At 56.7% G+C, this 25,264-nt stretch carries 25 protein-coding genes; 11 read left to right on the forward strand and 14 right to left on the reverse strand.

Annotated features, from left to right (window positions below):
- Positions 1 to 56 precede the first annotated feature (56 nt).
- Together MED193_RS07765 and MED193_RS07770 are read left to right on the forward strand one after the other, a co-directional pair.
- Positions 57 to 824 (forward strand): DUF1365 domain-containing protein, encoded by a 768-nt coding sequence (locus tag MED193_RS07765; RefSeq protein ID WP_009809138.1) that lies wholly within the window; start codon positions 57 to 59, stop codon positions 822 to 824.
- A complete protein-coding gene (locus tag MED193_RS07770; protein ID WP_009809139.1) occupies positions 821 to 1,546 on the forward strand; it encodes an SDR family oxidoreductase in 726 nt (241 codons plus the stop codon). The genes MED193_RS07765 and MED193_RS07770 overlap by 4 nt, the downstream gene beginning before the upstream one ends.
- Positions 1,547 to 1,582: 36 nt before the next feature.
- Here MED193_RS07770 and MED193_RS07775 read toward each other — a convergent pair whose 3' ends face one another.
- From MED193_RS07775 to MED193_RS07830, 12 genes are all read right to left on the reverse strand, one after another.
- Positions 1,583 to 2,098 (reverse strand): fasciclin domain-containing protein, encoded by a 516-nt coding sequence (locus MED193_RS07775; RefSeq protein WP_009809140.1) that lies wholly within the window; start codon positions 2,096 to 2,098, stop codon positions 1,583 to 1,585.
- A 174-nt stretch (positions 2,099 to 2,272) separates the two neighbouring features.
- Positions 2,273 to 2,908, reverse strand: a complete 636-nt coding sequence (locus MED193_RS07780; RefSeq protein WP_009809141.1) for a ChrR family anti-sigma-E factor — start codon at positions 2,906 to 2,908, stop codon at positions 2,273 to 2,275.
- Complete coding sequence (locus MED193_RS07785; RefSeq protein WP_039966756.1) at positions 2,909 to 3,538, reverse strand: sigma-70 family RNA polymerase sigma factor; 630 nt, start codon at positions 3,536 to 3,538, stop codon at positions 2,909 to 2,911.
- Between the two features lie 228 nt (positions 3,539 to 3,766).
- Positions 3,767 to 5,218 (reverse strand): xylulokinase, encoded by a 1,452-nt coding sequence (xylB, locus tag MED193_RS07790; RefSeq protein ID WP_009809143.1) that lies wholly within the window; start codon positions 5,216 to 5,218, stop codon positions 3,767 to 3,769.
- Positions 5,219 to 6,670, reverse strand: coding sequence for a mannitol dehydrogenase family protein (locus tag MED193_RS07795; protein ID WP_254655441.1), 1,452 nt, complete (start codon positions 6,668 to 6,670; stop codon positions 5,219 to 5,221). It abuts the gene before it with no gap.
- Positions 6,671 to 6,687: 17 nt separating this feature from the next.
- Positions 6,688 to 7,389, reverse strand: coding sequence for an HAD family phosphatase (locus MED193_RS07800; protein WP_009809145.1), 702 nt, complete (start codon positions 7,387 to 7,389; stop codon positions 6,688 to 6,690).
- Positions 7,389 to 8,450 carry an ABC transporter ATP-binding protein gene (locus MED193_RS07805; protein WP_009809146.1) on the reverse strand — a complete coding sequence of 354 codons (1,062 nt, stop codon included), beginning with the start codon at positions 8,448 to 8,450 and terminating at the stop codon, positions 7,389 to 7,391. Before MED193_RS07805 ends, MED193_RS07800 begins: the two co-directional genes overlap by 1 nt.
- 12 nt (positions 8,451 to 8,462) lie before the next feature.
- Complete coding sequence (locus MED193_RS07810) at positions 8,463 to 9,515, reverse strand: NAD(P)-dependent alcohol dehydrogenase (protein ID WP_009809147.1); 1,053 nt, start codon at positions 9,513 to 9,515, stop codon at positions 8,463 to 8,465.
- 3 nt (positions 9,516 to 9,518) lie between these two features.
- Entirely contained in the window at positions 9,519 to 9,770 is a 252-nt protein-coding gene (locus MED193_RS07815; protein ID WP_009809148.1) for a DUF2160 family membrane protein, read from the reverse strand.
- Between the two features lie 3 nt (positions 9,771 to 9,773).
- The gene (locus MED193_RS07820; protein WP_009809149.1) at positions 9,774 to 10,610 is read right to left on the reverse strand and encodes a carbohydrate ABC transporter permease; all 837 of its coding nucleotides are present in this window, start codon (positions 10,608 to 10,610) and stop codon (positions 9,774 to 9,776) included.
- Between the two features lie 4 nt (positions 10,611 to 10,614).
- Positions 10,615 to 11,490, reverse strand: a complete 876-nt coding sequence (locus MED193_RS07825) for a carbohydrate ABC transporter permease (RefSeq protein WP_009809150.1) — start codon at positions 11,488 to 11,490, stop codon at positions 10,615 to 10,617.
- 130 nt (positions 11,491 to 11,620) lie between these two features.
- Entirely contained in the window at positions 11,621 to 13,060 is a 1,440-nt protein-coding gene (locus MED193_RS07830; protein ID WP_009809151.1) for an extracellular solute-binding protein, read from the reverse strand.
- Between the two features lie 215 nt (positions 13,061 to 13,275).
- Here MED193_RS07830 and MED193_RS07835 point away from each other — a divergent pair, with 215 nt between their 5' ends.
- From MED193_RS07835 to MED193_RS22275, 9 genes are all read left to right on the forward strand, one after another.
- Positions 13,276 to 14,256: a sugar-binding transcriptional regulator gene (locus tag MED193_RS07835; protein WP_039966759.1), complete on the forward strand. Its 981-nt coding sequence runs from the start codon at positions 13,276 to 13,278 to the stop codon at positions 14,254 to 14,256.
- Positions 14,257 to 14,266: 10 nt separating this feature from the next.
- Positions 14,267 to 15,256, forward strand: a complete 990-nt coding sequence (locus tag MED193_RS07840; RefSeq protein ID WP_009809153.1) for a sugar kinase — start codon at positions 14,267 to 14,269, stop codon at positions 15,254 to 15,256.
- On the forward strand, positions 15,244 to 16,545 hold the full coding sequence (locus MED193_RS07845; RefSeq protein ID WP_009809154.1) for a D-tagatose-bisphosphate aldolase, class II, non-catalytic subunit: 1,302 nt from the start codon (positions 15,244 to 15,246) through the stop codon (positions 16,543 to 16,545). Before MED193_RS07840 ends, MED193_RS07845 begins: the two co-directional genes overlap by 13 nt.
- A complete protein-coding gene (locus MED193_RS07850; protein WP_009809155.1) occupies positions 16,542 to 17,273 on the forward strand; it encodes an SDR family oxidoreductase in 732 nt (243 codons plus the stop codon). Before MED193_RS07845 ends, MED193_RS07850 begins: the two co-directional genes overlap by 4 nt.
- Positions 17,274 to 17,305: 32 nt before the next feature.
- Entirely contained in the window at positions 17,306 to 18,034 is a 729-nt protein-coding gene (locus MED193_RS07855; protein WP_009809156.1) for an SDR family oxidoreductase, read from the forward strand.
- Between the two features lie 247 nt (positions 18,035 to 18,281).
- Positions 18,282 to 18,635, forward strand: a complete 354-nt coding sequence (locus MED193_RS07860) for a response regulator (RefSeq protein ID WP_009809157.1) — start codon at positions 18,282 to 18,284, stop codon at positions 18,633 to 18,635.
- A 161-nt stretch (positions 18,636 to 18,796) separates the two neighbouring features.
- Positions 18,797 to 19,327: a response regulator gene (locus MED193_RS07865; protein ID WP_039966011.1), complete on the forward strand. Its 531-nt coding sequence runs from the start codon at positions 18,797 to 18,799 to the stop codon at positions 19,325 to 19,327.
- Positions 19,324 to 20,196, forward strand: a complete 873-nt coding sequence (locus MED193_RS07870; RefSeq protein ID WP_009809159.1) for a phosphate/phosphite/phosphonate ABC transporter substrate-binding protein — start codon at positions 19,324 to 19,326, stop codon at positions 20,194 to 20,196. The genes MED193_RS07865 and MED193_RS07870 overlap by 4 nt, the downstream gene beginning before the upstream one ends.
- The gene (locus tag MED193_RS22275) at positions 20,181 to 22,151 is read left to right on the forward strand and encodes an ATP-binding protein (protein ID WP_009809160.1); all 1,971 of its coding nucleotides are present in this window, start codon (positions 20,181 to 20,183) and stop codon (positions 22,149 to 22,151) included. The genes MED193_RS07870 and MED193_RS22275 overlap by 16 nt, the downstream gene beginning before the upstream one ends.
- 305 nt (positions 22,152 to 22,456) lie before the next feature.
- On the opposite strand, the gene MED193_RS07880 is transcribed toward MED193_RS22275, so the two are convergent.
- Positions 22,457 to 23,563: a mandelate racemase/muconate lactonizing enzyme family protein gene (locus MED193_RS07880; RefSeq protein ID WP_009809162.1), complete on the reverse strand. Its 1,107-nt coding sequence runs from the start codon at positions 23,561 to 23,563 to the stop codon at positions 22,457 to 22,459.
- A gap of 1 nt (position 23,564) precedes the next feature.
- Positions 23,565 to 25,175: a GMC family oxidoreductase gene (locus tag MED193_RS07885; RefSeq protein ID WP_157041313.1), complete on the reverse strand. Its 1,611-nt coding sequence runs from the start codon at positions 25,173 to 25,175 to the stop codon at positions 23,565 to 23,567.
- Positions 25,176 to 25,264 lie beyond the last annotated feature (89 nt).

Genomic DNA, 25,264 nt, shown 5'->3' on the forward strand with positions numbered 1-25,264 from the left:
CTTACAAAAAATGGTCGCGCAGTGATCCAGCCGCCAACTCTTTGCGTAACTGAGGTATGATTGAACTTGTCTCAGCCCAAACCTACCACGCCCGCCGTGGCAGTCTGAAAAACGCCTTTCGTTATGGTGTCGATTACGTATTGACCGATTTAACGGAAGGCCTGGCGCCGCTCCTGTCGCGTAACCGCTTTAACCTGTTCTCGCTGAATGATCGCCACCACGGTGGGCAGCGGGGCCAAGGCTCGGGCGTTGCCTGGTTTCGAAAAGAGCTGGTTAAGCGCGGGTTTCCAGCTGATCGGGCCCAGCTTCTACTTCTGACGCAACCTAGCTTTTTGTGGTTCCATTTCAATCCTGTGAGCTTTTGGATTGCTGTGATTGACGGATCACCATGTGCCTTTATTGCCGAGGTGAATAACACCTTTGGTCACCGGCACTGCTATTTCTGTGCGCATGAGGGTTTTCTTCCCATCCAGCGTACTGACCAAATTGAAGCTGAGAAGATGATGCATGTCTCTCCGTTTCAGCAGGTAGAAGGCCTCTATCGCTTCAACTTTGAAATGACCGAGCGCGCCTTTAACATCCGCATCTCTTATGAGAATGGCGACCAGGGCGTCTTGGCGACGCTAAATGGGTTGCGCCGCCCTGCCACTACAGCGAATTTGGCCAAGGTGGCTTTGCGCCGACCCTTGGGCGCCATTCGGGTTGTGGCACTGATCTATTGGCAGGCGTTGAAGCTCTGGATCAAAGGGGCACCATTCATGCGCAAACCAAAGCCCCCAAAGCCGCTGGTCACGGACTCCACAGCCTCACGGGTCGGGTCATGAGTGCGCTGAAAGGTCAGACCTTTTGGGTAATCGGTGCCAGTGAGGGTCTGGGGCGGGAGATTGCCAGAGGTTTGGTGGGGGCCGAGGCCCATGTCATTTTGTCCGCCAGATCACAGGAACGATTGCAACAGCTGAGCTGGGCGCTTGGCGCGGCGACGCCGCTGGCCATGGATGTCACAGATGACAGCTCTGTCGCTGCTGCAGCAAAAGACCTGGGTCAGATCGACGGGGTTATCTACAATGCCGGAGCCTATGTTCCGATGCGAAGCCAGGATTTTGACAGCGCCCAGGCCCAGGCGATGATGGATGTGAATTATGCCGGCGCTCTGCGGGTTCTGGGGCATGTCTTGCCTCAGTTCATCGCCAAAGGCACAGGCAGCATTACCCTGGTTGGCTCACTGGCAGGATACCACGGTTTGCCGGCTGCAGTTGGATACGCCGCCAGCAAGGCCGCGCTGATCAGCCTGGCTGAAACCATGCGACACGACCTGAGAGGAACAGGCATTACTGTGCGCATCGTCAATCCAGGCTTCATCAAGACACGCCTGACGGACAAGAACGATTTTGCGATGCCACAGCTGATGTCACCTGAAACGGCCGCCGATCATGTGCTCAAAGCCATGGAGTATCGCCGCTTTCGGACCGATTTCCCGCGCCCCTTTTCCTGGGCCATAAAGGCCTTGGCGCTTTTGCCTGATTGGTTAGTCTACCGTTTCAAATAGACAGGCCCCGCCACAAAACGGGGCCTGCCTGTGCGCCTAGTGGCAGGCTGGCCGTTTTCCAGGCAGCAAGACCTTGTCAATCACATGGATCACGCCGTTGTCAGCCTGAATATCAGCGATAACGACATTGGCAAATTGGCCTGATCCATCCGCAATCTTCACCCCTTCTCCGCCTGCCGTTATGCAAAGGCGCTCACTTGTCAGCAGGGGCTTAAAGTAGTTGGAACCGGCAGGGATCATATCCGCAGACAGCTTGCGATCATCCACATGATACAACAGCACATTGGTCAACTGGTCTTTGTTTTCTGGTTTAAGCAGCGTCTCGACGGTTCCCTCCGGCAAGGCAGCAAAAGCCTGATTGGTGGGCGCGTAGACCGTAAAGGGGCCCGGTCCAGTCAGAGCATCGGCCAGTCCAGCCGCACCAACGGCGGCGACCAAAGTCGAGAAACGCTCGTCCCCGGCTGCGATATCTACGATTGTGTTGGCCTGTGTTACGCCAGCTGATGCGACCAGGGCCAGGGCAGCAAGGCTGGTTTTGAATGTGGTTTTCATGATCTCTCTCCAAGCAGGTACAAGGTTTGTTTTCGTTTCTTTCGGATCGTACTAAGGGTACGAGCCACCAAGCCCGGCAGATCTCAACCTCACGAATATGTTATTAAATACAGGATGTTAAACAGAAAAAGCCCGCACAAAGCGGGCCTTTGAACTGGGCTATTGCCATCGTGACTAGATGCGGAAAAAAGGTTGCAACAGTCGCGGCACGAAGGCGTTAAACCGCAACGGTGCGTCCGTTGCCGCCAAGCAAATGCAGGCATCGCCCGCATCCGCAATTGGGGTATGTTCCAGATCCTCGTCACCGATCTCTACATCCCCCACTCCAAAGCGGCCGGTTTCATCACTGAAACTCCCCTGAAGAACCAGCGTGAGTTCCAGCCCATTATGGCTGTGATCTGGCACCGCTTGCCCCGCAGGGATGTAAAGCAGACGCACAGATCCACTGTCTGTTTCAGACAGGATGCTTTGTTTCACGCCCATACCGAGTGTCTTCCAACGCGGAGATCTGCCATGCAGGGCCTCCATCACTGGCCCTGGATAGATCCCCTGTGAGTCATAGACTGGTTTAGGTTGTACCGGCGCATCCAGCATGGCCATCACATTGGATTTCAAACTGTTGGTCACAGCAATATTGGCGGTCTTTTCCAGCAAGGCACCGCCAACAGCATGATAAGCACCCAAAGCTGCCCGGCACTCTGAACAAAGCGAGATATGAGCTGCAACAACCATGGCATATGGGTGCGGCAGAGTGCCAGCAGCATAGGCTGCCATCATGTCTTCTGGGATGTGGTGTGTGATTGCAGACATCTATCGCAACCCCTTCAATTCTCTTCGCAAACGGTTAAGGCCAAGGCGAATCCGTGACTTCACAGTGCCAAGTGGCAGTCCGGTTTGAACACTAATTTCCTGATGCGTAAGATCCCCCAAATAGGCTTTCTCGATCATCTCTTTCTGGTCAGGCTGAAGCAAATCCAAGGCAGTTTTCAGCTGCTCCGCTTCCTGATCAAACGCCAAGATTTGGCTTGCGTCCGGTTCGGCTTCCGGATCCTGCGCCAACTCATCAGGTATCGGGCGACTTTCTTTGCGGATGATGTCGATCTGCCGATTTCGCGCGATTTGATAGATCCAGGCAGAGGCCTGAGCCCGGTGAGGATCAAACATCTCGGCCTTGCGCCAAACGGTCAACATCACGTCCTGAACGATCTCTTCAGCCTGCGCCGCCCCCGTGCCCGACCTCATGATGAACCCTTTTAGGCGCGGCGCAAAATAATCGAACAGAGCGCCAAAAGCATCCTTATCGCGCTGGTCACGAACGGCGACCAGCCAGACAGTTGCCTGCGACATTTGCGGAGCTTGAACCGGCACGGCACGTCCTGTTTGGGGCGGGCCTGTTTGCGCCGGGCCTGCAAGGGGATGTTCTAAAACTGTTTCCATCATACCCAATCTACGGGTCGGCGCAATTTTTGGATCACCTGCGGAGAAAAAAATCTTCAGCCCCCCAGCCCACCACAGACAAGGCGCCAAGATCTGCACGCATCACGACACGAGATATTGCCTGAACCGACTTTCTTGTGACCGTTAGGGACGTGCCGAATGAAACCCGACCTTGGCTTCCCTGATTGCCCCCAACTGTTGCTGCCCCTTCTGCAAAGGGACAGGTTTTGGTCATTGGATGGACTTTAAGCCCTGATAGGCTGCGCGAAAGCCCTGATAGGCCTCTTCAAAAGAGTCGCGCACCCTCTCGTCTGGGCGCACTTCCTTGTTAATCTGAGGGGATGTAATGACGCTCTCGGGTGAAACGCCAGTGGCTGCGATCATACCCAGACGCGCGCCGCCAAGAGCCGCGCCGAACTCACCTGAGACCGGTAATTGCAGCGGTACGTCAAACAATGTCGAAATGAGTTTTAGCCAGTAATGCGATGCGCTACCGCCCCCTATGGCAATGATCTTGTCCAATTTGGCATCCGTTCTGGCGAGGGCATCATAGCTGTCGCGCAGCCCGAAAGCCACGCCCTGCAGCACGGCGCGGGTCATATCCTCCCGGGTAGTACCAGTGGACAGCCCGGTAAACCCTCCGCGGATTTCGGCGTCATTGTGGGGGGTGCGCTCTCCTGACAGGTAGGGCAGAAAACGGACCTCCCCCGGCGCATTCAGGCAGTCGCCGACTGCAGCAGTCAGTTCAGAAGGTGTTTGGCCAGAGATACGCGCGAACCAGCTCAGACTGTCCGCCGCCGACAGCATCACCCCCATCTGATACCAACGCCCTGGTATAGCGTGGCAAAAGGTATGGACGGCGGTTTCAGGCGCTGGATGGTAGCCGTGGCGCGCAGCCAACAAAACGCCTGAGGTCCCCAGAGAAACAAATCCCTGGCCTTCATTCAATGCGCCGATCCCACAGGCTGCCGCCGCATTGTCCCCGGCGCCGCCCGCTACGACAACTGCACCATTCAGCCCCCATTCTTGCGCCAGTTCCTTACGCAGGGTGCCTGCCGTTTCCGACCCTTCGACAAGGCGTGGCATCTGCTCGCGCCGCATGTGGCTGGCATCCAACAGAAAGTCCGACCATTCTCGCTTACCCACATCCAACCAGGATGTTCCCGCGCTGTCGGACATATCCGCGACAAAGTCACCAGTGAGGTAAAAGTTGAGATAGGCTGCGGGCAACAAGACCTTAGCTATGGCCTTGAAGACCTCAGGCTCATTCTTGCAGACCCATTTGAGTTTTGGGGCGGTGAAGCCCGGAAAGACAATATTCCCAGACAGATCGCGTACACCATCTGTTGCATCCAGCTGGCCTGCTTCGGCGTGGGAGCGTGAGTCATTCCAAAGAATGCAGGGCCGAAGGACCTCACCTGCCTTGCCCAGCAGGGTTGCCCCATGCATATGGCCAGCAACGCCAATGCCGCGCAAATCGGAGAATTCCGAATAGGTCGCGCGCATCTCGCAGATTGCTGCGTCCAGGGCTGCAATCCAATCTGCTGGATTCTGCTCAGACCAACCATGCTGGGGGTGGGTTGCACTATAGTGCTGCTCGGTCGACCCGATTGGCTGGCCCTCTTCATTGACAAGCAACGCGCGCAGACCTGATGTTCCTAGGTCGATTCCGAGAAACGTCATTTAGGTGCCTTTCAGATATTGGCCAACAGTGGCCTCTACGCCATCCTTGTAGAGCCTATGCAGCCACCTTTCAAAGGTGTTGGCAAATTGCGCAACGTCACCAAGATCACCGTAGACCTCCCGCATCTCAAGCCACCGTTTTGGCCTGTCGCGGGCCGCTTTGGCACGGGCACAGAGTTTGGGCCACACAGGATCATTGGCGGCAACCCTACTGCCGTCTTCACGCAGGCCCAGACACATCCGTGCCCATGTCGCCTCAACAAGGGCCAGCCCATCAACTGGTGTCCCAGAGGCCAGTGCATCGCGCACAGTTGGCAGGATAAAGCCCGGATGCCGCGAGGACCCGTCAAAGGTTATCCGTCTAATGGTGTCGGCCATGGCTGGGTTGGCAAATCGGCGCGCCGTCAGTTTCAGATAATCCTGCGGCGACATCCCAGGCACTGCGCGCACACAGGGCAAGATTTCGTCCCGTTCAACCTTGAAAAAGAACTCACGGACTGTTTCATCGGCCATTGCCTGCGCCACTGTTTCGATACCCAGGAGCTCGGCGGCGGAGCCAATGATCTGATGCCCACCATTCAGAACGCGAATTTTCTGGGCCTCGAAACCATGAACATCCTGCGAGAATGTGGCCCCAACCTTGTCCCAATCCGGGCGACCCGCGCAAAAGTCATCCTCGATCACCCATTGGCGAAAATTTTCGTGGCAGACGGGTGCAGTATCCTCCAGCCCCAGTTCGTTGGCCAAACCAAACTCTTTGGGGCCTGTAGCTGGAACAATGCAATCAACCATTGAGTTTGGAAAACTGCAATTTGTGTCGATCCAATCTGCAAGCCCGGGATCCGAGAGCCGAGCCAAAGAGACAACGGCTTGACGCAGGACCGTGCCATTGCCTTGCAGGTTGTCGCAGCTTTGCAGGGTGAATGGGCCAAGGCCGCGCTCCCGCCTTAATTTTAGCGCCGCAACAATAGCGCCAAAAGCGGTAGACGGCCTTTGCGGGGTTTCCGCATCCTGCACAATATCGGGGTGTTTCGCGTTAAATAGCTTTGACACCGGATCCGTGTAATATCCCCCTTCGGTAACTGTAAGGGACACGATACGAATTTCTTGTTCTGCCATCTGTGCGATCAATGGCCCATTGCCATCCTCGACCTCGGCATAGCCGATCATCGATCCCACAATTTCAGCCGAGCTGCCACCGGGATCTAGCTGGAACAACGTGCTCAGGTAGTACTGCTTTGCCAGTTTGGCCCGCATATCCCTGTCGTAGGAACGTACACCAGCCCCGACAATCGCCCAGTCCTGCGCCAGCCCCTGTAGCATCAGGCGGTGCAGATACCACGATTGATGCGCCCGGTGGAAATTGCCTACGCCGATATGAACGATCCCGTGCGTTAGGCGCTTGCGGTCATACAGCGGGCGTTGGACCTGCGCAGGCAGACTTCCCTGCATCTGTGTCGCCAGGCCGCTCATTCTGCGGGACTTTCGGTCTGTATCAGCAAATGGCGCGCCACATCTCCCAGCCGTTCAAAGACATGGGAGGCACCTGCCTCCCGCAGGATTTTGGCATGGCTGTCTCGCTTTCCCTCCAGGTGGCTGCCACCGACAAATCCAATGGCGGGAATGCCCGCAGCCCTCGCGCCTTGCACCCCATGGGGGGAATCTTCCAGCACGATGCAATCTCCCGGCCGCATCTTGAGCCGTTCCAACGCCAGCAAAAACAGGTCTGGCGCAGGCTTTCCTTGTTTCACTTCTGCAGCGCTCGCAGCTGTGCCCTCAAACCAGCCTGCCAACCCCGAAAGTTCCAATGTTGCAGCCATACGTTTGAGCGATCCCCCCGTGGCAATCCCCAGGGCACATCCCCGCGCCTTCAGACTGTGCAGCAGCTCGGTTGCTCCCGGAATTTGGCGCAATTTGGTCTGGTAGGTTGTCAGCAATTGTGTCTCTACGCGCAGGGCAAAGCTATCGGGAACTGGCGCGCCAAGGCGAGCAGAGGCATAGTCAGCGATCACCGGCATCGCAACGCCAAGAAACCTGTCCCCGATCTCTTGCGCTGTGGCATCCGGGATCCCGAGGGCGCGCATCTCAGAGGCGATCGCCTCCAAAGACAACGGCTCGCTATCTACCAGACAGCCATCCAGATCAAAAATCACGCCGCTGACAGCCGACATCAGATGTGTTGCCCTGTCTTGCTGTCAAAAAGATGAACGTCCTCAGGGTCAAACACGAAACCCAGTTTGGAACCGGGCCGGGCGCTGATCCGTTCTTTAACAAGCGCATCAATCAAATCGCTACCAGAGCGCGCAAAAATCTGCGTCTCCGACCCGGTGGGTTCAACGGCAACGATTTCCATTTCAACGCCCCCTTCCCCAACCCGGACGCACTCAGGCCGCACACCAAAAGTGACCGTTTGCCCCTCCACCGCCCGCGTCTGTGGCAGCGGCAAATTCAAACCACTATCGGACTGAAAAACGCGACTGCCGCCAATAGATGCGATTTTTCCGTGGACAAAATTCATCGACGGCGACCCGATAAACCCCGCTACAAAGGTGTTGACCGGGTTGTCATACAGATCCAGCGGGCTGCCGATCTGTTCGACCCGCCCATCACGCATCACAACGATCTTGTCGGCCATTGTCATTGCCTCGACCTGATCGTGCGTAACATAGACAATGGTAGTCCCTAGGCGTTGATGGAGCTCTTTAATTTCAATGCGCATGGTCACGCGCAGCTTTGCGTCAAGGTTCGACAACGGCTCATCAAACAAGAACACCTGCGGATCACGCACAATCGCACGCCCCATGGCGACCCTCTGTCGCTGGCCGCCAGACAGTTCTTTGGGATAGCGATCCAGATATTTGGTGAGATCCAAAATTTCAGCGGCACTTTTAACTTTTTCCGCGATCTCGGCCTTGGAGCGTTTCGCCATCAACAAGGGGAAACCGATGTTCTGAGATACAGTTTTGTGGGGGTAAAGCGCGTAGCTTTGGAAAACCATCGCAATATCGCGCTCCTTTGGCAGCACGTCATTCACCACACGCCCCCCGATGGAGATCGTGCCTTCGCTGACCTCTTCCAGACCGGCCAGCATTCGCAGCAAAGTGGACTTGCCGCAGCCAGATGGACCGACCAGCACCACAAACTCTCCATCTTTGATATCGACGCTGACACCGTGCATGACCTGCGCCGCGCCATAGCGTTTGATCACATTGTCGATTGTTACATTGGCCATCTTTGTGATCCCCTATTGCGGCAATTCAATCTGCATTTTCACTTCTGCCGGTGGGGCAGAAGCGGCAATTTCAAAAGCCTGCACACTGTCTAAAAAGCTGAATGTCCGCGTAATCAGCGGCTTAACGTCGATTGCGCCGGAGCTGAGCATGCCGAGACAGCGCGGAAACACATGCGCGTAGCGAAAGATGTTTTCGACCCGCGCTTCGCGGATCATGGCTGCCCCCGCATCGTATTGGATCGGCTCCGATTGGCCGCCGATCATCACAACACAGCCGCCCGGACACAAAGGTTCGAACACCGTTTGGGCGGCCTGCGGGCTGCCGGTGGCTTCGAAAACGATATCAACACCCCAGCCAGCGGTGTCGCGCTGAACCACATCCGTGAGGCTTTGAGAGCTGACATCAACAGGAATGATCGCAGGGTTGAGCCCCCCTGCAATTTCCAGCTTCTTTGCAGCCAAGTCTGTCACATAGACACGGGCACAGCCAGCAGCGAGCGCGGAAAGCGCGGTCACAAGCCCGATAGGGCCCGCCCCCATGACAACGGCATTGTCCCCGGGCTTCACCCGCGCCTTAGTGGCGGCATGCACCCCAACGGCCAAGGGTTCCACCATGGCCGCCTCAGCGAAGCTCACATTGTCGGGCAGCTTAAAGGTAAAGGCTTCGGGATGCACACAGGTTGGGCGCAGGATGCCATGCACCGGCGGCGTCGCCCAAAACCGCACAGCCGGGTCAATGTTGTAAAGGCCCAACTGGGTCGCCCGGCTGTTGGGATCAGGAATGCCCGGCTCCATGCAGACCCGATCGCCGACCTTCAGCGTAGTGACATCTGGACCAGTTTCTATCACGGTGCCAGAGGCCTCGTGCCCTAGGATCATCGGTGCATCGACAACGAAAGGCCCAATACGCCCGTGCGTGTAATAATGCACGTCAGAGCCGCAGATCCCCACCGTGTGCAGCTTGATGCGCAGATCGCGCGGGCCAAGATGCTCTTCGACCCGGTCGATCTCCGGAAAATCTCGTAGGCTGAGGTCGTCTTTCTGCTCTAATACAAGCGCTTTCATATCTCAGCCTTTCTTGATGATAATGAAGGCCAGAGCAGCGGCACTGGCATTTGCGATCCAGATCGACAGCCCCAGGGGCTCGATGAAGCGAAACCAAAACAATGACAGCGCAATCCAGATCACGACCGATAGGAACAGCCGGTCGAACCAATTGGTCTCGATTGGCAAAAAACCATTGGGCGTGTCGTTTGTCTTGGGGGCGTCTTTCTCTTCCAAAAGGGCCGAGATCAGCGGTTCTTCGGGGTGATCGCTCATGGCTTATCCTTTCACCGCACCAAAGGTCAGACCGGCAACGATGTGTTTTTGCACAAGGCCAAAGACAATCAGCGCAGGAATCAGCGTAAAGACTGAAATAGTCGCCATGACCCCCCAGGCCGTGCCCGTGGTGGTGACATATTCCGACAGGCCCGTTGTCAAAGTGCGGGCGTTAAAGTTCGTCAGCGTCGCCGCCAGCAAATATTCGTTCCAGGCAAAGACCCATGTCAGGATCAATGTCACCGCAAGCCCGGGGCGACAGAGCGGAAACACGATCTGAGTGATCACCTGCCAAGAACTTGCTCCATCCACATAGGCGGCCTCATCCAGCTCCTTGGGGATGCCATCCACGGTTGGACGCAGGGTCCAGATCGCAAAGGGCAAATTAAAGGTGCAATAGACAAGGATCATGCCGATCCTGGTGTCCAAGAGCTTCCATTCGCCCACCGTGTAAACCTGAGTCATCAGCAAAAAGAGCGGCAACAGGAACACCGCAGGCGGTGCCATCCGGTTTGTAATGGTCCAGAAAAAGATCGATTCCTTACCGCTCATGTTGAAGCGCGACAGGGCGTAGCAAGCAAAGAAGCCAAGCACAGTGCAGATTACGGCATTCCCGGTCGAGATGATGACCGAATTTAGCATATAGCTGCGTAGCAACCGATCCCCCCAAACTTTGGCGTAATTGCCCCAATAGGGATCAGACAGGATCAGTTCAGGTGTGGAAAAAAGCTGCACAGCCGGTTTCACCGAGATGACAAACAGCCAATAGATCGGGAACAGGGTCAAAACGCTGACAAGGCTCCAGAAGATCAGGCCAATGATCGGGCTTGGCTTTCTCATGGCGTCAGTCCTTCTTGTTGCGCGGCGCCAGCATGGTCACATAGAGCAACCAGCACGACACGATTGTGAGATATAGAACAATCACGGAAATCGTTGACCCATAGCCATAATTCGTCTTCGGGAAGACCTCTTTGAAGATATGCACCCCAACAAAGCGTGTCGCGGAACCAGGGCCGCCGCCCGTCAGCATCCAAACTTCATCGACGGTGCGCAGCGCATCCATCAGACGGATAAAGACGGTAGCCACCACAGCTGGCGCGATCATCGGTAGGGTAATGTGCCAAAAGATTTGCCGTTTCCCGGCACCATCGATCTGCGCCTGCTCAAAGGGATCCTGCGGCAAGGACACAAGAGCGGCAATCAGCGTCAAGGTCACCAAAGGTGTCCAGTGCCAGATGTCCATGATGACAATTGTGGCAAAGGCGGCAGGTGCAGATGTGCCGATGTTCATCGAGATACCAAACCATTCGTCCAGGTAATGCGGGATGATCCCGATTGAAGGCGTGGTCATAAGTTTCCAGACGGATCCCACGATAATCGGGGCCATGATTAGGGGAAGCGTATGGATGGTCCGGAAGATAGCCTTGCCAGGGAAATCCCGCATGAAGGCCTGAGCCAGGAAATACCCAATGATCAGTTCGGATAAGACAGCAAAGAAAACAAACATCACCGTCACACCGACCGAATTCAGGAAGGCGGAGTCAAAGACGATCTTTCGGAAGTTGTCGGCGCCATTGAAAACCATATCGGGGTTGACCGCGAAAGGGTTCCAGGAATGGAACGACACATAGACCACATAGATAAAAGGCAGCACTCCGAAGAAGAACAGGATGACCAAAGTCGGTGCCAGCAATATCCAGCCAAGTCTCTTGGATTGCATGAAATATGTTCCCCCGTTGTTTTGATGCAATGATGCGCGCACCAAACCGCCGCGTCCTCAGTTTTTATCGTTCTCTCAATGTGGGCCGCCGCAATGCCTGCGGCGACCCCAATCGTAACCGGGAGAGAGGTTACTTGCGGTACCAGAGTTCAGAAAGCGTTGCTTCCGCAGCCGCTGCCATTTGGTCAAGTCCTTCCTGTGGAGCAAGATCACCCAGCAGGATCTGGTAGAAAATTGGCGCCGTCGCTTCCCGCACCTGCGCATGAAACGGATAGGCTGGAGCCCCGGCAAACAGATAGCCTTTGTCCTTGATCAGATCGTAGTAGCCGCCAAGCTCGTCATTGAAGGCAACAACTTTGGGATCGTCATAGGTTGCAGTATTCGTCACCCGCGGCGCAGCGACCGCCCAGTCTGGCTGAACTTCGTTCTGGCCAATATACTGCAGGAACAACGCAGTCGCTTCCTTGTTATTTGACGAATGCGGCATGCCAAAGGCACCGCCGTCGTAGTAGCCAATATAGCCATCACCAGATTCAGCTTCCGCTAGGACACCATCAGCAAGTGGCGGCAAGGCCACGCCGACCTTGCCCACAACGAGGGACTTTTCCGCGTCTGCTGCGATCCACCCAGCGTTTTCGCCGTAGACCAGCCCCTGCGCAGCGCGGCCCGCGCCAAAGGTTGTGCCCACTTCAGTCCATGTGGAGGCGGGGCTTTCTGGTGGCGCAATATCGCGCATGCTGAGCCACCAGGTCATCGCTTCGACGGCCTCTGGCCCATTCATCGCCCCGCCATTTGCGGTGGAAGCTGCATAGTTGTTGTCCGGATCAATACCCCAGTTATAGACACCAAAAGTTGGCGCAACGGACTCGTAATATTCATACCAGGACGCCACGTGGCCAGTATGCGCCTGCGCGGTTGTCCCCCACAGATCCATGTCATTTGCTTTGCCATACTCGGTAAAGAACTGGGCAATTTCTGCATATTCGGCATGGGTTTTGGCAGGGACCAGATCGCGGCCGGTCTGCGCCTTGAACGCAGATTGAATATCCGGGTCCCCAAACAGGTCGGTACGGTAGAGATAGACCTTCAGAAAGGCCTCCATCGGAACGCCGTAGAGATTACCATCAGCATCCTTGAAATAGTCAGCGAATGTCGTGAAGTTGGCTTCGTCGTAGCTTGGTGCTTTCAGGGCCGGATGGTCAGCCAGATAACCGGTGAGATCCGTCAAGAATCCCCGCGCAAGATAAGAATAGATAATGTCCTGTTCGATATAGGCCATGTCGTAGATGCCAGTTCCGGCTTCCATATCCTTGATAGCCTTATCGAACATTTGATCCCAGGATGTGGTTTCAACATCAACTCGAATGCCTGTCAGAGCTTCGAATTCGGGCGCAAGAACCTCGCGGATATAAAGAGACGGCGGCGACGATTCCGTCACCCCCCGAATGGTCACGCCCTGATAGGGCGCTGCGGCGTTTTTCCAGAATTCTGCATGGCTCTCAGCGAAGGACGCGGTGGCGGCCACTGTTAGTGCAAGCGCGGAAGCGCCCAGTTTTATTGCAAAGCTCACGGTATTCCTCCCATTTCAGATCGAAGTACAGCGCAGGCTTTCGACAGCAATATGCAGTGCGATTCGCGCCACCTCCCAAGCAAACTTTACAAATGTATTTTCTGTATGCAAGTGTAATTTATCATTTGTATGGCTTGCCTAACATCTGTAATTTTGCCAACATTCACCCTAGCAGTCCTGCGCGAATGCGCCAAAATGCAAGGAAGGACATCGGCTTGGCCCGCGAACCAATTGAAGAAAGCGATGCTTTCGTAACAGAAATCTGTTGGCATTATTATGTGAACGAAATGACTCAGGCTGAAATTGCCCGCCTGCTGGATGTCACGCGTTTGCGGGTAAATCAGGCGATTCAACGGGCAAAGACTCTCGGCTTTGTTAAGATACAGATCGAGTCCCCCTTTCTGCCGCGCATAGAATTGCAAGAAGAGCTGAAGAGCTGTCTTGGTTTGAAGCGTGCAGTCATCAGCCCTTCAAATGAAGCGGACTATGATTATCACAAATCCGTCGGCGCAGCTCTTGCTGCTCTTTTGACAGAACGGCTGGCGACAGGGGACTGGAAATCTCTGGGCGTTTCATGGGGCTTGACCCTGGACTCCGCAATTCGAAAGCTGCCCCGGCAATCCCACCCGGACCTAGAGGTGGTTTCGATCCTTGGCGGTACGGCAAAGGGCTCGACACTCAATTCCTTTGGGATCGCCTCGGGCTTTGCCAATGTGCTTGGCGCGCGTTATTCTGTACTGACAGCTCCGATTTACCTGTCTGAAGGGATCGACCGCGAGGTTTTCCTTTCGCAATACGCCCTCAAAGAGCACTTTGAAAAATTCGCCTCGCTGGATGCGGTTCTGCTCACCTGCTCTAACGTCTCAGAGAAATCCTTCCTCGTAGAACACGGGCTACCGCAGGGGCTGTCTCCCGAAGCTTTGATCGACGCAGGCGCGATTGGTGATGTTTTGGGAAAATTCCTGGACCGAGATGGCCGTTCAGTTTCGGCACAGGTCGACAATAGAACCGTCGGGATGTCTCTGGAGGACGTCATCGAAGTCCCTGAAAAGATCATGGCAGCAGCGGGCCCTCACAAGGTTGAGATTCTCAAGGCGGCCTGCCAGCGTGGCCTCGTCGATACCTTGGTCACAGACGATACGACCGCGCGACTGCTCCTCAAATCGGTCGCCAAGCAAAGCACTGCGACAGGATAAAGGACAGGCCATGCCCCTTGCGCCGGACAGTCTGGAACCGACGATTTCTATCGGAGAAATTCTTGCGGAGGTTGTCGCCACAACCATTGGGTCAGGGTTTTCCGAGCCGATCCCAATGATCGGCCCCTTCCCCAGTGGTGCGCCCACCAGCTTCCTTGTCCAGTGCAGTCGTATCGGAGGATCTGCCGCCATGATCGGAGCGGTTGGCGACGACGCCTTTGGCCAGCTCAACCTTGAACGCATGAAACGCGAGGGGGTCGATGTGTCAGGCATTACCGTCGATCCGGATCTGCCAACAGGCACGGCCTTTGTCCGCTATCGCCCTGATGGGACCCGCGACTTCGTGTTCAATCTGTGGACCTCTGCCGCCGGGCGCCTGGCCTGGACAGATGCGGTAGATGCTGTGGTGTCCCGTGCCGGACATCTCCATGTCGTGGGTACAGTGCTTGGGGTGCCGGCGCTCTGGTCCATGGTTGAGCGCGCCGCACAAAAGGTCCGGACACGTGGTGGAACCGTCTCCTTTGATCCCAACATGCGCAAGGAGTTGCAGTCGGACCGCAAAACTGCAGCTCGGGTTTACGCCATGTTGGCCATGACCGATCTGCTGTTGCCGTCTGGCGACGAGCTTCTGCTTGCAGCTGTTATGCCGCCGCAAAACAGTGAGGAGCAGGCAATCAAGTATTTGTTCTCGCTTGGGATATCCGAAATTGTGATCAAACGTGGTGCCCATGGGTCGACCGCTTATCAAATGGCTGGCGGGGTCTCACATGCGCCGGCCTTTGCTGTGGAAGAGATTGATCCAACAGGCGCAGGCGATTGTTTCGGCGGTGCATATGTGGCGACCCGTCGACTTGGTCTTAGTGTTGACCAGGCGCTGATCTACGCCAATGCAGCGGGGGCCCGAAACGTGACCAGGCGTGGCCCGATGGAAGGCGCGGGCTCGCGCTCTGAGCTGGATGCTTTCATCGCTGGGACCGAGCGCATCACATGCTCCAGCTAACCGACCTCGCCAAACTGCACCATGCGGGAACGCCCCGTGGCATGACATCCGTCTGTTCGGCCCACCCGTTGGTCCTGCGCGCAGCTTTGCAACATGGACGCGATACAGCAAGTTCCGTCTTGATCGAAGCGACCTGCAATCAGGTCAATCACCTCGGGGGCTACACCGGTATGAGGCCAGCCGATTTTGCAGATCTGGTTTTCGAGCTGGCGCAGCAAGAGCGTTGCCCCAGTGAGCAGATCATGCTTGGCGGTGACCACCTGGGCCCCAACCCATGGCGGAATCTGCCCGCCACAGAGGCAATGGGGCAAGCCTGCGAGATGGTCTCTGCCTATGTGCGAGCGGGTTTTACCAAGCTGCATCTGGATGCCTCCATGGGCTGTGCCGGAGAGCCTGCAGCGCTCAACGATGAAGCTACTGCAAGACGCGCGGCCCAACTGGCACTCAGCGCGGAGGCCGCCGCGCGCGCCATCGGGGGGGCTGCGCCGCTCTATGTCATCGGAACCGAGGTGCCGCCGCCGGGTGGCGCAGACCATGCTCTGGACCGGATCACCCCCACCAGCGCCAGTGCGGCGCAGGCCACCTTTCAAACCCACCAAAAGGTGTTCAAGGAAGAGGGCCTGTCCCAGATGCTTGACCGGATCGTCGGTCTTGTGGTGCAGCCAGGAGTGGAATTCGGCAACCACAACATTGTTGTTTATGACGCTGCAAAGGCAAACCCGCTGACAAATTCTCTGGGCTGCTTCGAGGGCCTGGTATTTGAAGCACATTCGACCGACTACCAGGGCGAAAGGCCCCTGTCCGAACTGGTTCGTGACGGTTTTCCGATTCTCAAAGTTGGACCAGAATTGACATTTGTTCTGCGCGAGGCCCTCTATGCGCTCGACCTGATCGCAAGTGATCTTTTACCAGAATACAGTGATCGCCAACTGGCGCGCACTATGGAACGCGTCATGCAGGATGCCCCTGAAAACTGGGAGCGACACTACACCGGGCGCCCGGCACAACAGCGGCTTATGCGCCACTACTCCCTGTCAGATCGTATCCGCTATTATTGGGCCAGACCCAAAGCACAGGCGGCCGTCGCCCGTCTGCTGGAGGCCCTGCAGGGCCAGATCGTCCCATTGCCGCTGATGTGGCAACACATGCCTCGCGCCGCCCATGCCGCGGGCAAAGCTCTGAAACCCGAGAAGATCCTGATCGATCGCATTAGGGAAAACCTCAGCACCTATCACGCTGCCTGCACCCCGGGAGCGATGACCACACAGATCAAGGAGCTAACGCCATGACATCCCAATTCAAAGGACAAAGCGTCATCATCACCGGGGCAGGAAAGGGCATTGGCCGCGCCTGCGCGATCGAAATGGCAAAGCGTGGCGCAAAGGTCATTGCCATGGCGCGCACCCAGGCGGATTTGGACAGCCTGGCGCAGGAAACCGGCTGCAGCTCGATCACCGTCGACCTGATGGACAACAGCGCCGCCCGTGCCGCCATGAAAGACGCCGGGACCTGTAATTTCCTGATCAACTGCGCCGGAACCAACGTGCTGGAGACGGTACTGGGAATGACCGAAGAGGGCTATGAAGCTGTCATGGGTATCAACCTTCGAGCCGCCCTGATCTGCGCACAGGAGTTTGCCCGCGCCCGCGTTGCAGCGGGTGGAGATGGGGCGATCCTGAATGTCACCTCCATCGCTGGGCACCGGGGTTTTCAGGAACATCTCTGCTATGCGGCCTCCAAGGCCGGGTTAGAAGGCGCCACACGCGTCATGGCTAAAGAGCTCGGCCCACATGGGATCCGGGTCAACGCTGTCGCGCCGACCGTCACCATGACCGAATTGGCCGCCGCTGCCTGGTCGGATCCAGCTAAGAAAGATCCGATGATGGTGCGCCACCCTATTGGCCGGTTCGCCGAGGTCGAGGATGTTGCCCGATCTATTGTCATGCTTCTGAGCGACGACGCCCCCATGGTCACCGGTGCGACCCTTCCTATCGATGGCGGATTTCTGGCCGTCTAATCCATCCAACCTGAACGACAAGGAGGCCCAGTATGGCCGAAGCTCTCAATGAAAAAATTGCAGCCGTCACCGGGGCCGCGTCTGGCATCGGCCTTGCCGCCACCCAAGCGCTCTTGGCCGAAGGGGCGCGCGTCGTCATGGTGGATCGTGACGAAACCGCCCTGGCAGAACAGGTTTCACGATTGGGTGACAGGGCGATCGCTCAGGTAACCGACCTTCTGGACCCCGAGAGTTGCAAGTCGATGGTTCCCGAGATCCTGGAAAAGGTGGATCACATCGACATTCTGCACTGCAACGCCGGCACCTACATTGGCGGCGATCTGGATGAAACCGATCCTGACACCATCGACCGGATGCTGAACCTGAACGTCAATGCAGTGATGAAAAACGTCCACGGGGTTATCCCCCATATGAAATCCCGTAAGACAGGCGACATATGGGTGACCTGCTCGGTCGCAGGCCATTCGGCTATCCCATGGGAGCCTGTTTACTCAGGCTCCAAATGGGCGATGACCTGCTTCGTTCAGACCATGCGTCGCCAATTGCGCGAACATGGGATCCGTGTTGGCCAGGTCTCACCGGGGCCAGTGGTGTCAGCGCTTCTTGCCGACTGGCCAGAGGAAAACCTGCGAAAAGCCAAGGAGAACGGATCATTGATCGACCCCGGCGAAGTCGCCGACGCCCTGATCTTTGCCCTCAGCCGCAGGCGTAACGTCACGATCCGCGATATGGTGGTGCTTCCCACCAACTTTGACATCTGACGCCACAGATATTTCGCCCCTGGAGGCGCTCATCAGCAACAAAATGGACAGCCTCGTTTCGCTCTTGCGGCACATAGGTGGGACACAAAACCGATAGAGACCGTGATGGACCAGCACGAACCCTAAGGGTTTGCTTCCGGCTTCAAACAGGGGGCGCTAACCGATTTTGCGCTGGGTCTGTGCCAAAGACCTACCTGCCCTGCTCTGCTGCATGCTAGGAGTTGTGCTGGTAATATTGGAGATATCTATGACCCATGTTCTGATTGTTGACGATGAGCCGCTTCTGCGGGAGGAACTCCAGGAGGCCCTGGAGCTTGAAGATCTGGATGTATCTGTCGCAGAATCCGTGCCCGACGCGCTTGCGCAATGCGCCAAGATGTCTTTTGATGCAGTGGTCACTGACCTCAAAATGCCAAACATCGGCGGGCTTGATTTGCTTCGCCAGCTCAACCAAGACGGCTATCAGGGGGCAATGTTTGTGGTCAGCGGACATGGCGCGGAATCGTCTCGCGAAGACGCCATGGCCCTGGGAGCGGTGGCCTGCTTTGCCAAACCCATCGATACAGACGAACTGGTCGAAGCAATCAACGACGCGGTTTAGGTCTTGCCGTTGGTATGGCGGGTTACCCATTGGAGCAGGCCCTCTACCCTTTCGGGTATATCCAATAATTTCATAGGGATATAATCCACATATAGGCATTGTGTGCAATTGCATACTTCACTCATAGTGAGACGGAGACGTTTACATGGATGGAGTTAAAGATGACTTTGAGTACACAAAACGACGCCACCCCGACCCTGACCGTTCTTGTTGTGGATGATGACAGGGACGCCCTGGAAGAGCTTCAGGACATCGTCGATCTCGAAGGATGGAGCGCCATTATTGCCGACAGCGTCGACATGGCCCTGGAAGTGTTGGAATGGTACCCTCATATCGCCGCTGTGGTGACAGACGTGCATTTTGTGGACCCCTCGGGAGACACCTCCAACGGATTTCAGCTAATGTCGCGGGCCAAGGCCCGTTTCCCGGAACGCGCATTGAGTTTCGTTGTCCTGAGCGGGGATCCTTCGGCACTACAATCCACCCAGCAGACAGGCGCGGTTGATTTCCTGTCAAAGCCACTTGATCCTGAGAAGCTGATTGAAGCCGTGCGTGTCGGAGCGCAAAAGGCAGGCCCCCAAGTGGCCCCCTCAGCCTTGGCCGAAACCGGCGAGAATTTGCTGAAGAAGGTGCAGCGCATCACCCAAGACGTGCATGCTGCCAACCTTCAGTCCAGCGGAGGTGTCGCATGAAAACGCTCAAAGCTTCGATTGCAGCGCTCTGCGTGGCCTTCACTGCCCCGGCCGAGGCCGGGGAAATCGCCGGGGAAACCTCTGACGGGGAAGAAGTGACCTTTGGTATTGTGCCCCAACAATCCGCCAGCCGCCTCGCCCGTATGTGGGGCCCCTTTCTGGCCGAGCTGGGCCAACAGACCGGAACCACCTTCCGCTTTCGCACGACAAAGGACATTCCAACCTTCGAGGCCTGCCTGGCCGTGGGCGCCTTTGACCTCGCTTACATGAACCCGATGCACTACGCGATCTTCTCCACCGAAGCCTCCTATCGAGCAATCGCCCATCAGAAAGGCAAACGCCTAAAAGGGGTGATGGTGGCGCGGGTAGATTCCGAATTCAGTGAAATCGCTAGTCTGGATGGCCAAAACATCGCCTTCCCGTCGCCCGGCGCCTTTGGCGCCAGCATCCTGAACCGAGCCTCACTGCAGCGGGTCAACGTGAGCGTTTCGCCCTCCTACGTCAAATCCCACGACAGCGTGTATAGGGCTGTGGCTGCGGGGCTGATGGCCGCAGGCGGTGGGGTGACCCGCACCTGGAATGCACTGGATCCAGATGTACGGGCCCAGCTGCGCGTCATATATGAAACCGAAGGCTTCACCCCCCATGCTATCGCGGTCCATGAAGGGATCGCTCCAGACCAGACCCAACAGATCCAGGCCGCGCTTTTGAACATGGCCACAACCCATCCGGAGCTGGTTCAAGGCATTGGCATGGCGGGATTTGTCGCGGCGAACGACGCTGATTGGGACGATGTGCGCGCCCTCGGCATGGCCCGTGATGAAACAGGGATCAAACATGATGGAGAGATCGCATGTCCTTCCGGCTGAAAACGGTTCTTGGAATTGCCCTGATCGAATTGACGGTCATGGCCGTCCTGATTGCGATCAACCAGTTCGCTCTGGGCGGTTCTGCCACCACGCAGCTTTACCAGCGGGCGGAGGCCACCGCGCGTGTTTTTGCCAACACCGTGGCTGATGCTGTGATTGCAACCGACCTGGCGACCCTGGATGCTACGATCGAAACCGCGGTCTCCAGCGAAGAGCTGACCTATCTACGCGTCAAAAACCCGTCAGGCGTCGTGCTCTCTCAAGGGGGCGCCGAAACCGCTCTTGCGGCGCCCTTTGTTCGCGATGCCAGCTTTGACGACGCGCGCAGTGATCACCTGATCGACATCGACCTGCCAATCGAAGTCGAGGGGAGCACCTTTGGCACCCTAGAGCTCGGTCTTTCGACCCTGGCCGTAGAGAAGGAGTTGGCGCAGGCCCTGTTTTGGAACATCCTGATTGCCGTCATCGGCATGTCCTTGGTGGCGGTCTTTGGCTTTGGCCTCGGCACCCTCCTCACCCAGCAACTCCAATGGCTGCGTCAGGGCGCTCTGGATGTTGCCCACGGCAATCTGGAAAGCCAGATCGAGGTCAAGGGACGCGACGAGTTGGCCGACACCGCAAAGTGTTTCAATCATATGTCAAAAACCCTGGCCCGCGACCGTCGCATCCTCCAGGATCAGCAGGATGAGCTTTTGGCGAAACGCGCACGCGTCGAAGTTCTTGTTGGCTGTCTGCGCGACATCTCGCAGCGCAGCGCCACCATCGACGTCCCCGACACCGACCGCACCGATGAAATCGGGGACATGGCACGCGCGACGGTGGTGTTCCAGCACGCGATGCAAGCGATCGAGCAGGCCGGGCGGGAACAACAGCAGCTAATCTCTGCCTTTGATCAGGTCGAAGAACAGGTCGCCATTTTCGCAGAAGATGGGCATGTCCTGTTCCTGAATGCAGCCTTCCGCTCCTTCAACAAAGAGATCCTTGCCGTCTTGCCCGTTGACTTCACCTTGCGCCGTTTCCTCGAAACGGGCCTTGATCAGTCGGCCTTCCCCGGCGTCGCGGACCCTGCCACCTGGGTGGATGACCAGATCCAGCGTGGCCACGGCATCCCACGAGAAGTGCGGCGGAATCCTGACCGAATTCTTCTGACCGTGCAGTCCTATGTTGACGGGATAGGGACAGTATTGTCAGCCAAGGATATTACCGATCTGCGCCAGTCCGAGCAGCAGTTGATCCATGCCTCCAAACTCGCCACACTGGGTGAAATGGCCACCGGCGTCGCCCATGAGCTGAACCAGCCGCTTGGCGTAATCCGCATGGCCTCCACGACCTGTGTCAAACGGATCGACAGGGATAAAGCGGAGCTGGACTATCTGCGTGGCAAATTGATCCGCATCGGCGAGCAGACCGAACGGGCCTCGCAGATCATCAATCACATGCGGATCTTTGGCCGCAAAGCTGAAGGCGTGAACCATCCCTTTGATCTACGCGACAGTCTGCAAGAGATGTCAGCCCTAGCCCGCACACAGCTGCACACCCTGGATATCGCATTGAAACTGGCAATCCCCGAAACAGAGGCGACCGTGATCGGCGAAAAGGTCATCTTCGAGCAGGTTCTTCTTAATCTGATCAGCAATGCCCGCGATGCCATTGAGGCCAGCGGAGCCGGAGAGGGCGAGATCTCGATCAGTGCTGACTTTGCCACCGAGCAGGGCCATGTGATCGAAGTCCGCGATACCGGCGGCGGCATTCCAGAGGAGGTTCTGGACAAGCTGTTTGAGCCCTTCTTTACCACCAAAGGCCCCGGAAAAGGGACCGGCCTTGGGCTTTCGATCAGCTTTGGCACTATCCGCGATATGGCGGGCTCGATTTCTGCTACCAATCAAGACGGTGGAGCCTGTTTCCGCATTGTCCTGCCCGACGCCGGACATGGCCTGCATGCTTTGAGCGCGTAAGCACCAAGCCCGTATCAAGATGCGCAGGGCCATTGCCGAAATCTGCCAGGCGATGTTGGAATGGGCAATGCCACGGAGGGCATGAAAGGCTGGTTGCAAACCTGCGGGAGCGCTCGGCGCCAGAGCTGCGCTCCGCGAGCAACAATTTGGGATCTGGCAAGTTGACGGCCATCACCTCTGCCAAGACCCACTCCAGCTAGATCGCTGTACCCAGGTCTGGTTTCAAACGCCACACAGATCGCAGGCCTGCCCAAAAGGCCCAAAGCTGCGCCATTTCGAATAGCCCTTTGCAGAAGCATCTTCGTTCATGCGGAAACCTCGCTAGCCTGATAGGTAGATTTCGCCAGCCATTCTGGATTGATTTCAACCCCCCAGCCAGGCGCGTCGGTGACAGTGGCGTGGCCAGCATCAATACCATAAGGGCATTCCACAAAAAGATTGCGCTGCCATGGATAAACATTGTCACCTTCGATCGAGAATTCGAGATACTTGCCCGCGTTGGGGATCGCACGAAGCAGGTGCATGGTAAACAAAGTCACCATCGACAGATTGGCACAATGGGGCGTGCATGCCAGGCCTGCCTTTGCCCCCATTTCAGCCACCGTTTGGGTGCGGAGCATTCCCCCCAGATAGAGTATATCCGGCTGAATGATGTCCACGGCCCGCATGTCGATCATACGTTTCCAGTGTTGCAAATCGCAGTCCTGTTCCCCCCCCGTCACGTCCAGCGCCAGGGTGTCCGTGACCTTCTTGGTTTCTTCCATCAGCCAATAGGGGCAAGGCTCTTCAAAGTGCCCGACGCCATTTTGTTCTAGCATCTTGCCCACTTCAATGGCCTTTGCGGCCGAGTAGCCCGAATTGGCGTCGACCAACAGGGCAACATCATCTCCTACAGCCGCACGCACGGCCGGCACGATGGCCTCAGTGCGGCCAGGCCATTCGTCCTGGTCATGACCGTTTTCCCGGCCAATCCGAAATTTGAAGGCGTCAAAACCCTTCTCGTCGCGCAGCCGTGCCAAACGGGTCGCTTCGTCCTCTGGTGAAATATCGCGCACCATAGAGCTGCCATATGCGCGGATCTTGCCTGCCGAACCGCCAAGCAGTTCAGTCACCGGCTTGCCTGCTTGCTTTCCACGCCAGTCCCAAAGGGCAGTGTCCAACCCCGCCATAGCGCGGCGCAGATACGAGCCAGGAAACTTATGCTCCCGTTCTGGGATCTCACACATCAAGCGTTCCAGATCATCGGTATCCCGCCCCAAGGCCCATGGCGAAATCTGCCGGTGCAAAATCTGCGCGGTGATATCTGAGTTATAGGTCGAAACCTGCCCCCAGCCCTGACGACCATCTTCCGTTGTCAGGCGGACAAAGCCAACAAATTCATTGGCAAAGGTCTCAAGCTTAGTAATTTTCATATCAGTTTCCTGTTCGTAGGATCATCTCGGCGGCTCGGTAGGCCAGCATCATGGTCGGGGCGTTGGTATTGCCAGATGTAACGCTCGGAAAGACTGAGGCATCCACCACACGTAAGTTCCTCACCCCGTGGACCTGGAGCTGTGGATCCGTCACTGAACTGGCAGCATCCTTTCCCATCCGGCAGGTCGACACCGGATGGAAGACACTCCCGCAGCGGGCCCGGAAATCCTCGAGGATCCCTTCGTCCGTCAGTGTTCGCAGGTCGGCATACATCGGTTCAGTCACCAGTTTCTGCATAATTGGTGCCTTCATGATCTGGGCGCAAAGACGACCACCAGCGACGACACGCGCTTCATCCTCCCCGGTTGTCAGCGCATTGGTTTGGATACGCGGCAAGGCGTCCACGCCCGCGCCAGAGATGTCGATCCGCCCGCGGCTCGTGGGTCGGCAGGGCTGCATACCCAATATGAATCCGGGGAACGGATCAGGGTTAATCACACTGCGCTTACCAACTTTAGACGTCGTGTAGGTAATCGGATTAAAGTAGAGCTGCTGATCCGGAAAAGGCAGGTCTGGGGCCGAGCGGAAAAACCCACCACATTGGTTCACCGACAGCGATAGCGGCCCCTTGCGGGTTAGCAAATACTGTATCCCCACCAGTACTTTACCATACCAGGGGGCCAAAACGTTGTTGAGAGAGGGCTCGCTGGATTTGAAGTAATAATTCACACCGAGGTGGTCCTGCAGGTTCCCACCGACGTTAGAGTTCGCCTTCACAATCTCAATACCATGCTGCGCCAGCAGCGCACCGGGCCCAACACCGGATCGCTGCAAGATCGCAGGGCTATGGACGGTGCCGCTGGCAAGGATGACCTGTCCAGCGGAAATTTGGTGTTGCTTTCCTTTCCAAAGAACCTCCACACCTGTGGCGCGCCCTTCTTCGATCACCACTTTTTGCACCCTGGCGCGCGTGCGCAGTTCAAGATTCCTGCGCCCAAGTGCAGGGGTAAGAAAGGCCTGGGATGCGGACCAGCGGCGCCCGTTTCGCGTGTTGATGCGATAAACCGTCCCCCCCTCGCCTTCTGGATCATTTATGTTGTCGGTCTGCGGTAGTTGGCACTCCTCAAGGGCGGTGAAGAAGTTCTTGTTCAACGGATGAATTTGGTCACGCACATCACTCACGTGCAAGGGCCCTGTGCCCGTTGTCGTGCCGTCGGGGGCGACCTGGGTTTCAATTTTGTCAAAGGTATCCTGTACCGTCTCCCAGCCCCATCCGGTTGCCCCAGAACGTTCCCAATCGTCGAAATCATGCGGCAGTCCACGACAATAGACCATAGCGTTGATCGCGCCAGATCCCCCCACCACACGCCCGCGCGGGACGTAGTCTTGACGATTGGCAAGAGCCGGCTGAGCTTCGGTGTGAAAGCCGTAGTTCAGCTTTGCGTCATAGAACAGCTTGCCATAGCCGGCAGGCATATGAATCCAGGGCGAAAGGTCAGAGGGACCATTTTCCAGCACAAGCACCCGAGCTTTGTGATTTGCGCTCAACCGTTCTGCCAGAACGCAGCCTGCTGATCCCGCGCCAACGATAATGTAATCAAAATGCTCCAAGCCATTCTCCATCCGTTTGTCAAAGTTTCTGGCATGGAGAACTGGCTTTCGTTAAACAAATAATATTTTGATATAACCAAAGAAATATT

The sequence above is a fragment of the Roseobacter sp. MED193 genome (assembly GCF_000152965.1).
Taxonomy (GTDB): domain Bacteria; phylum Pseudomonadota; class Alphaproteobacteria; order Rhodobacterales; family Rhodobacteraceae; genus Pseudophaeobacter.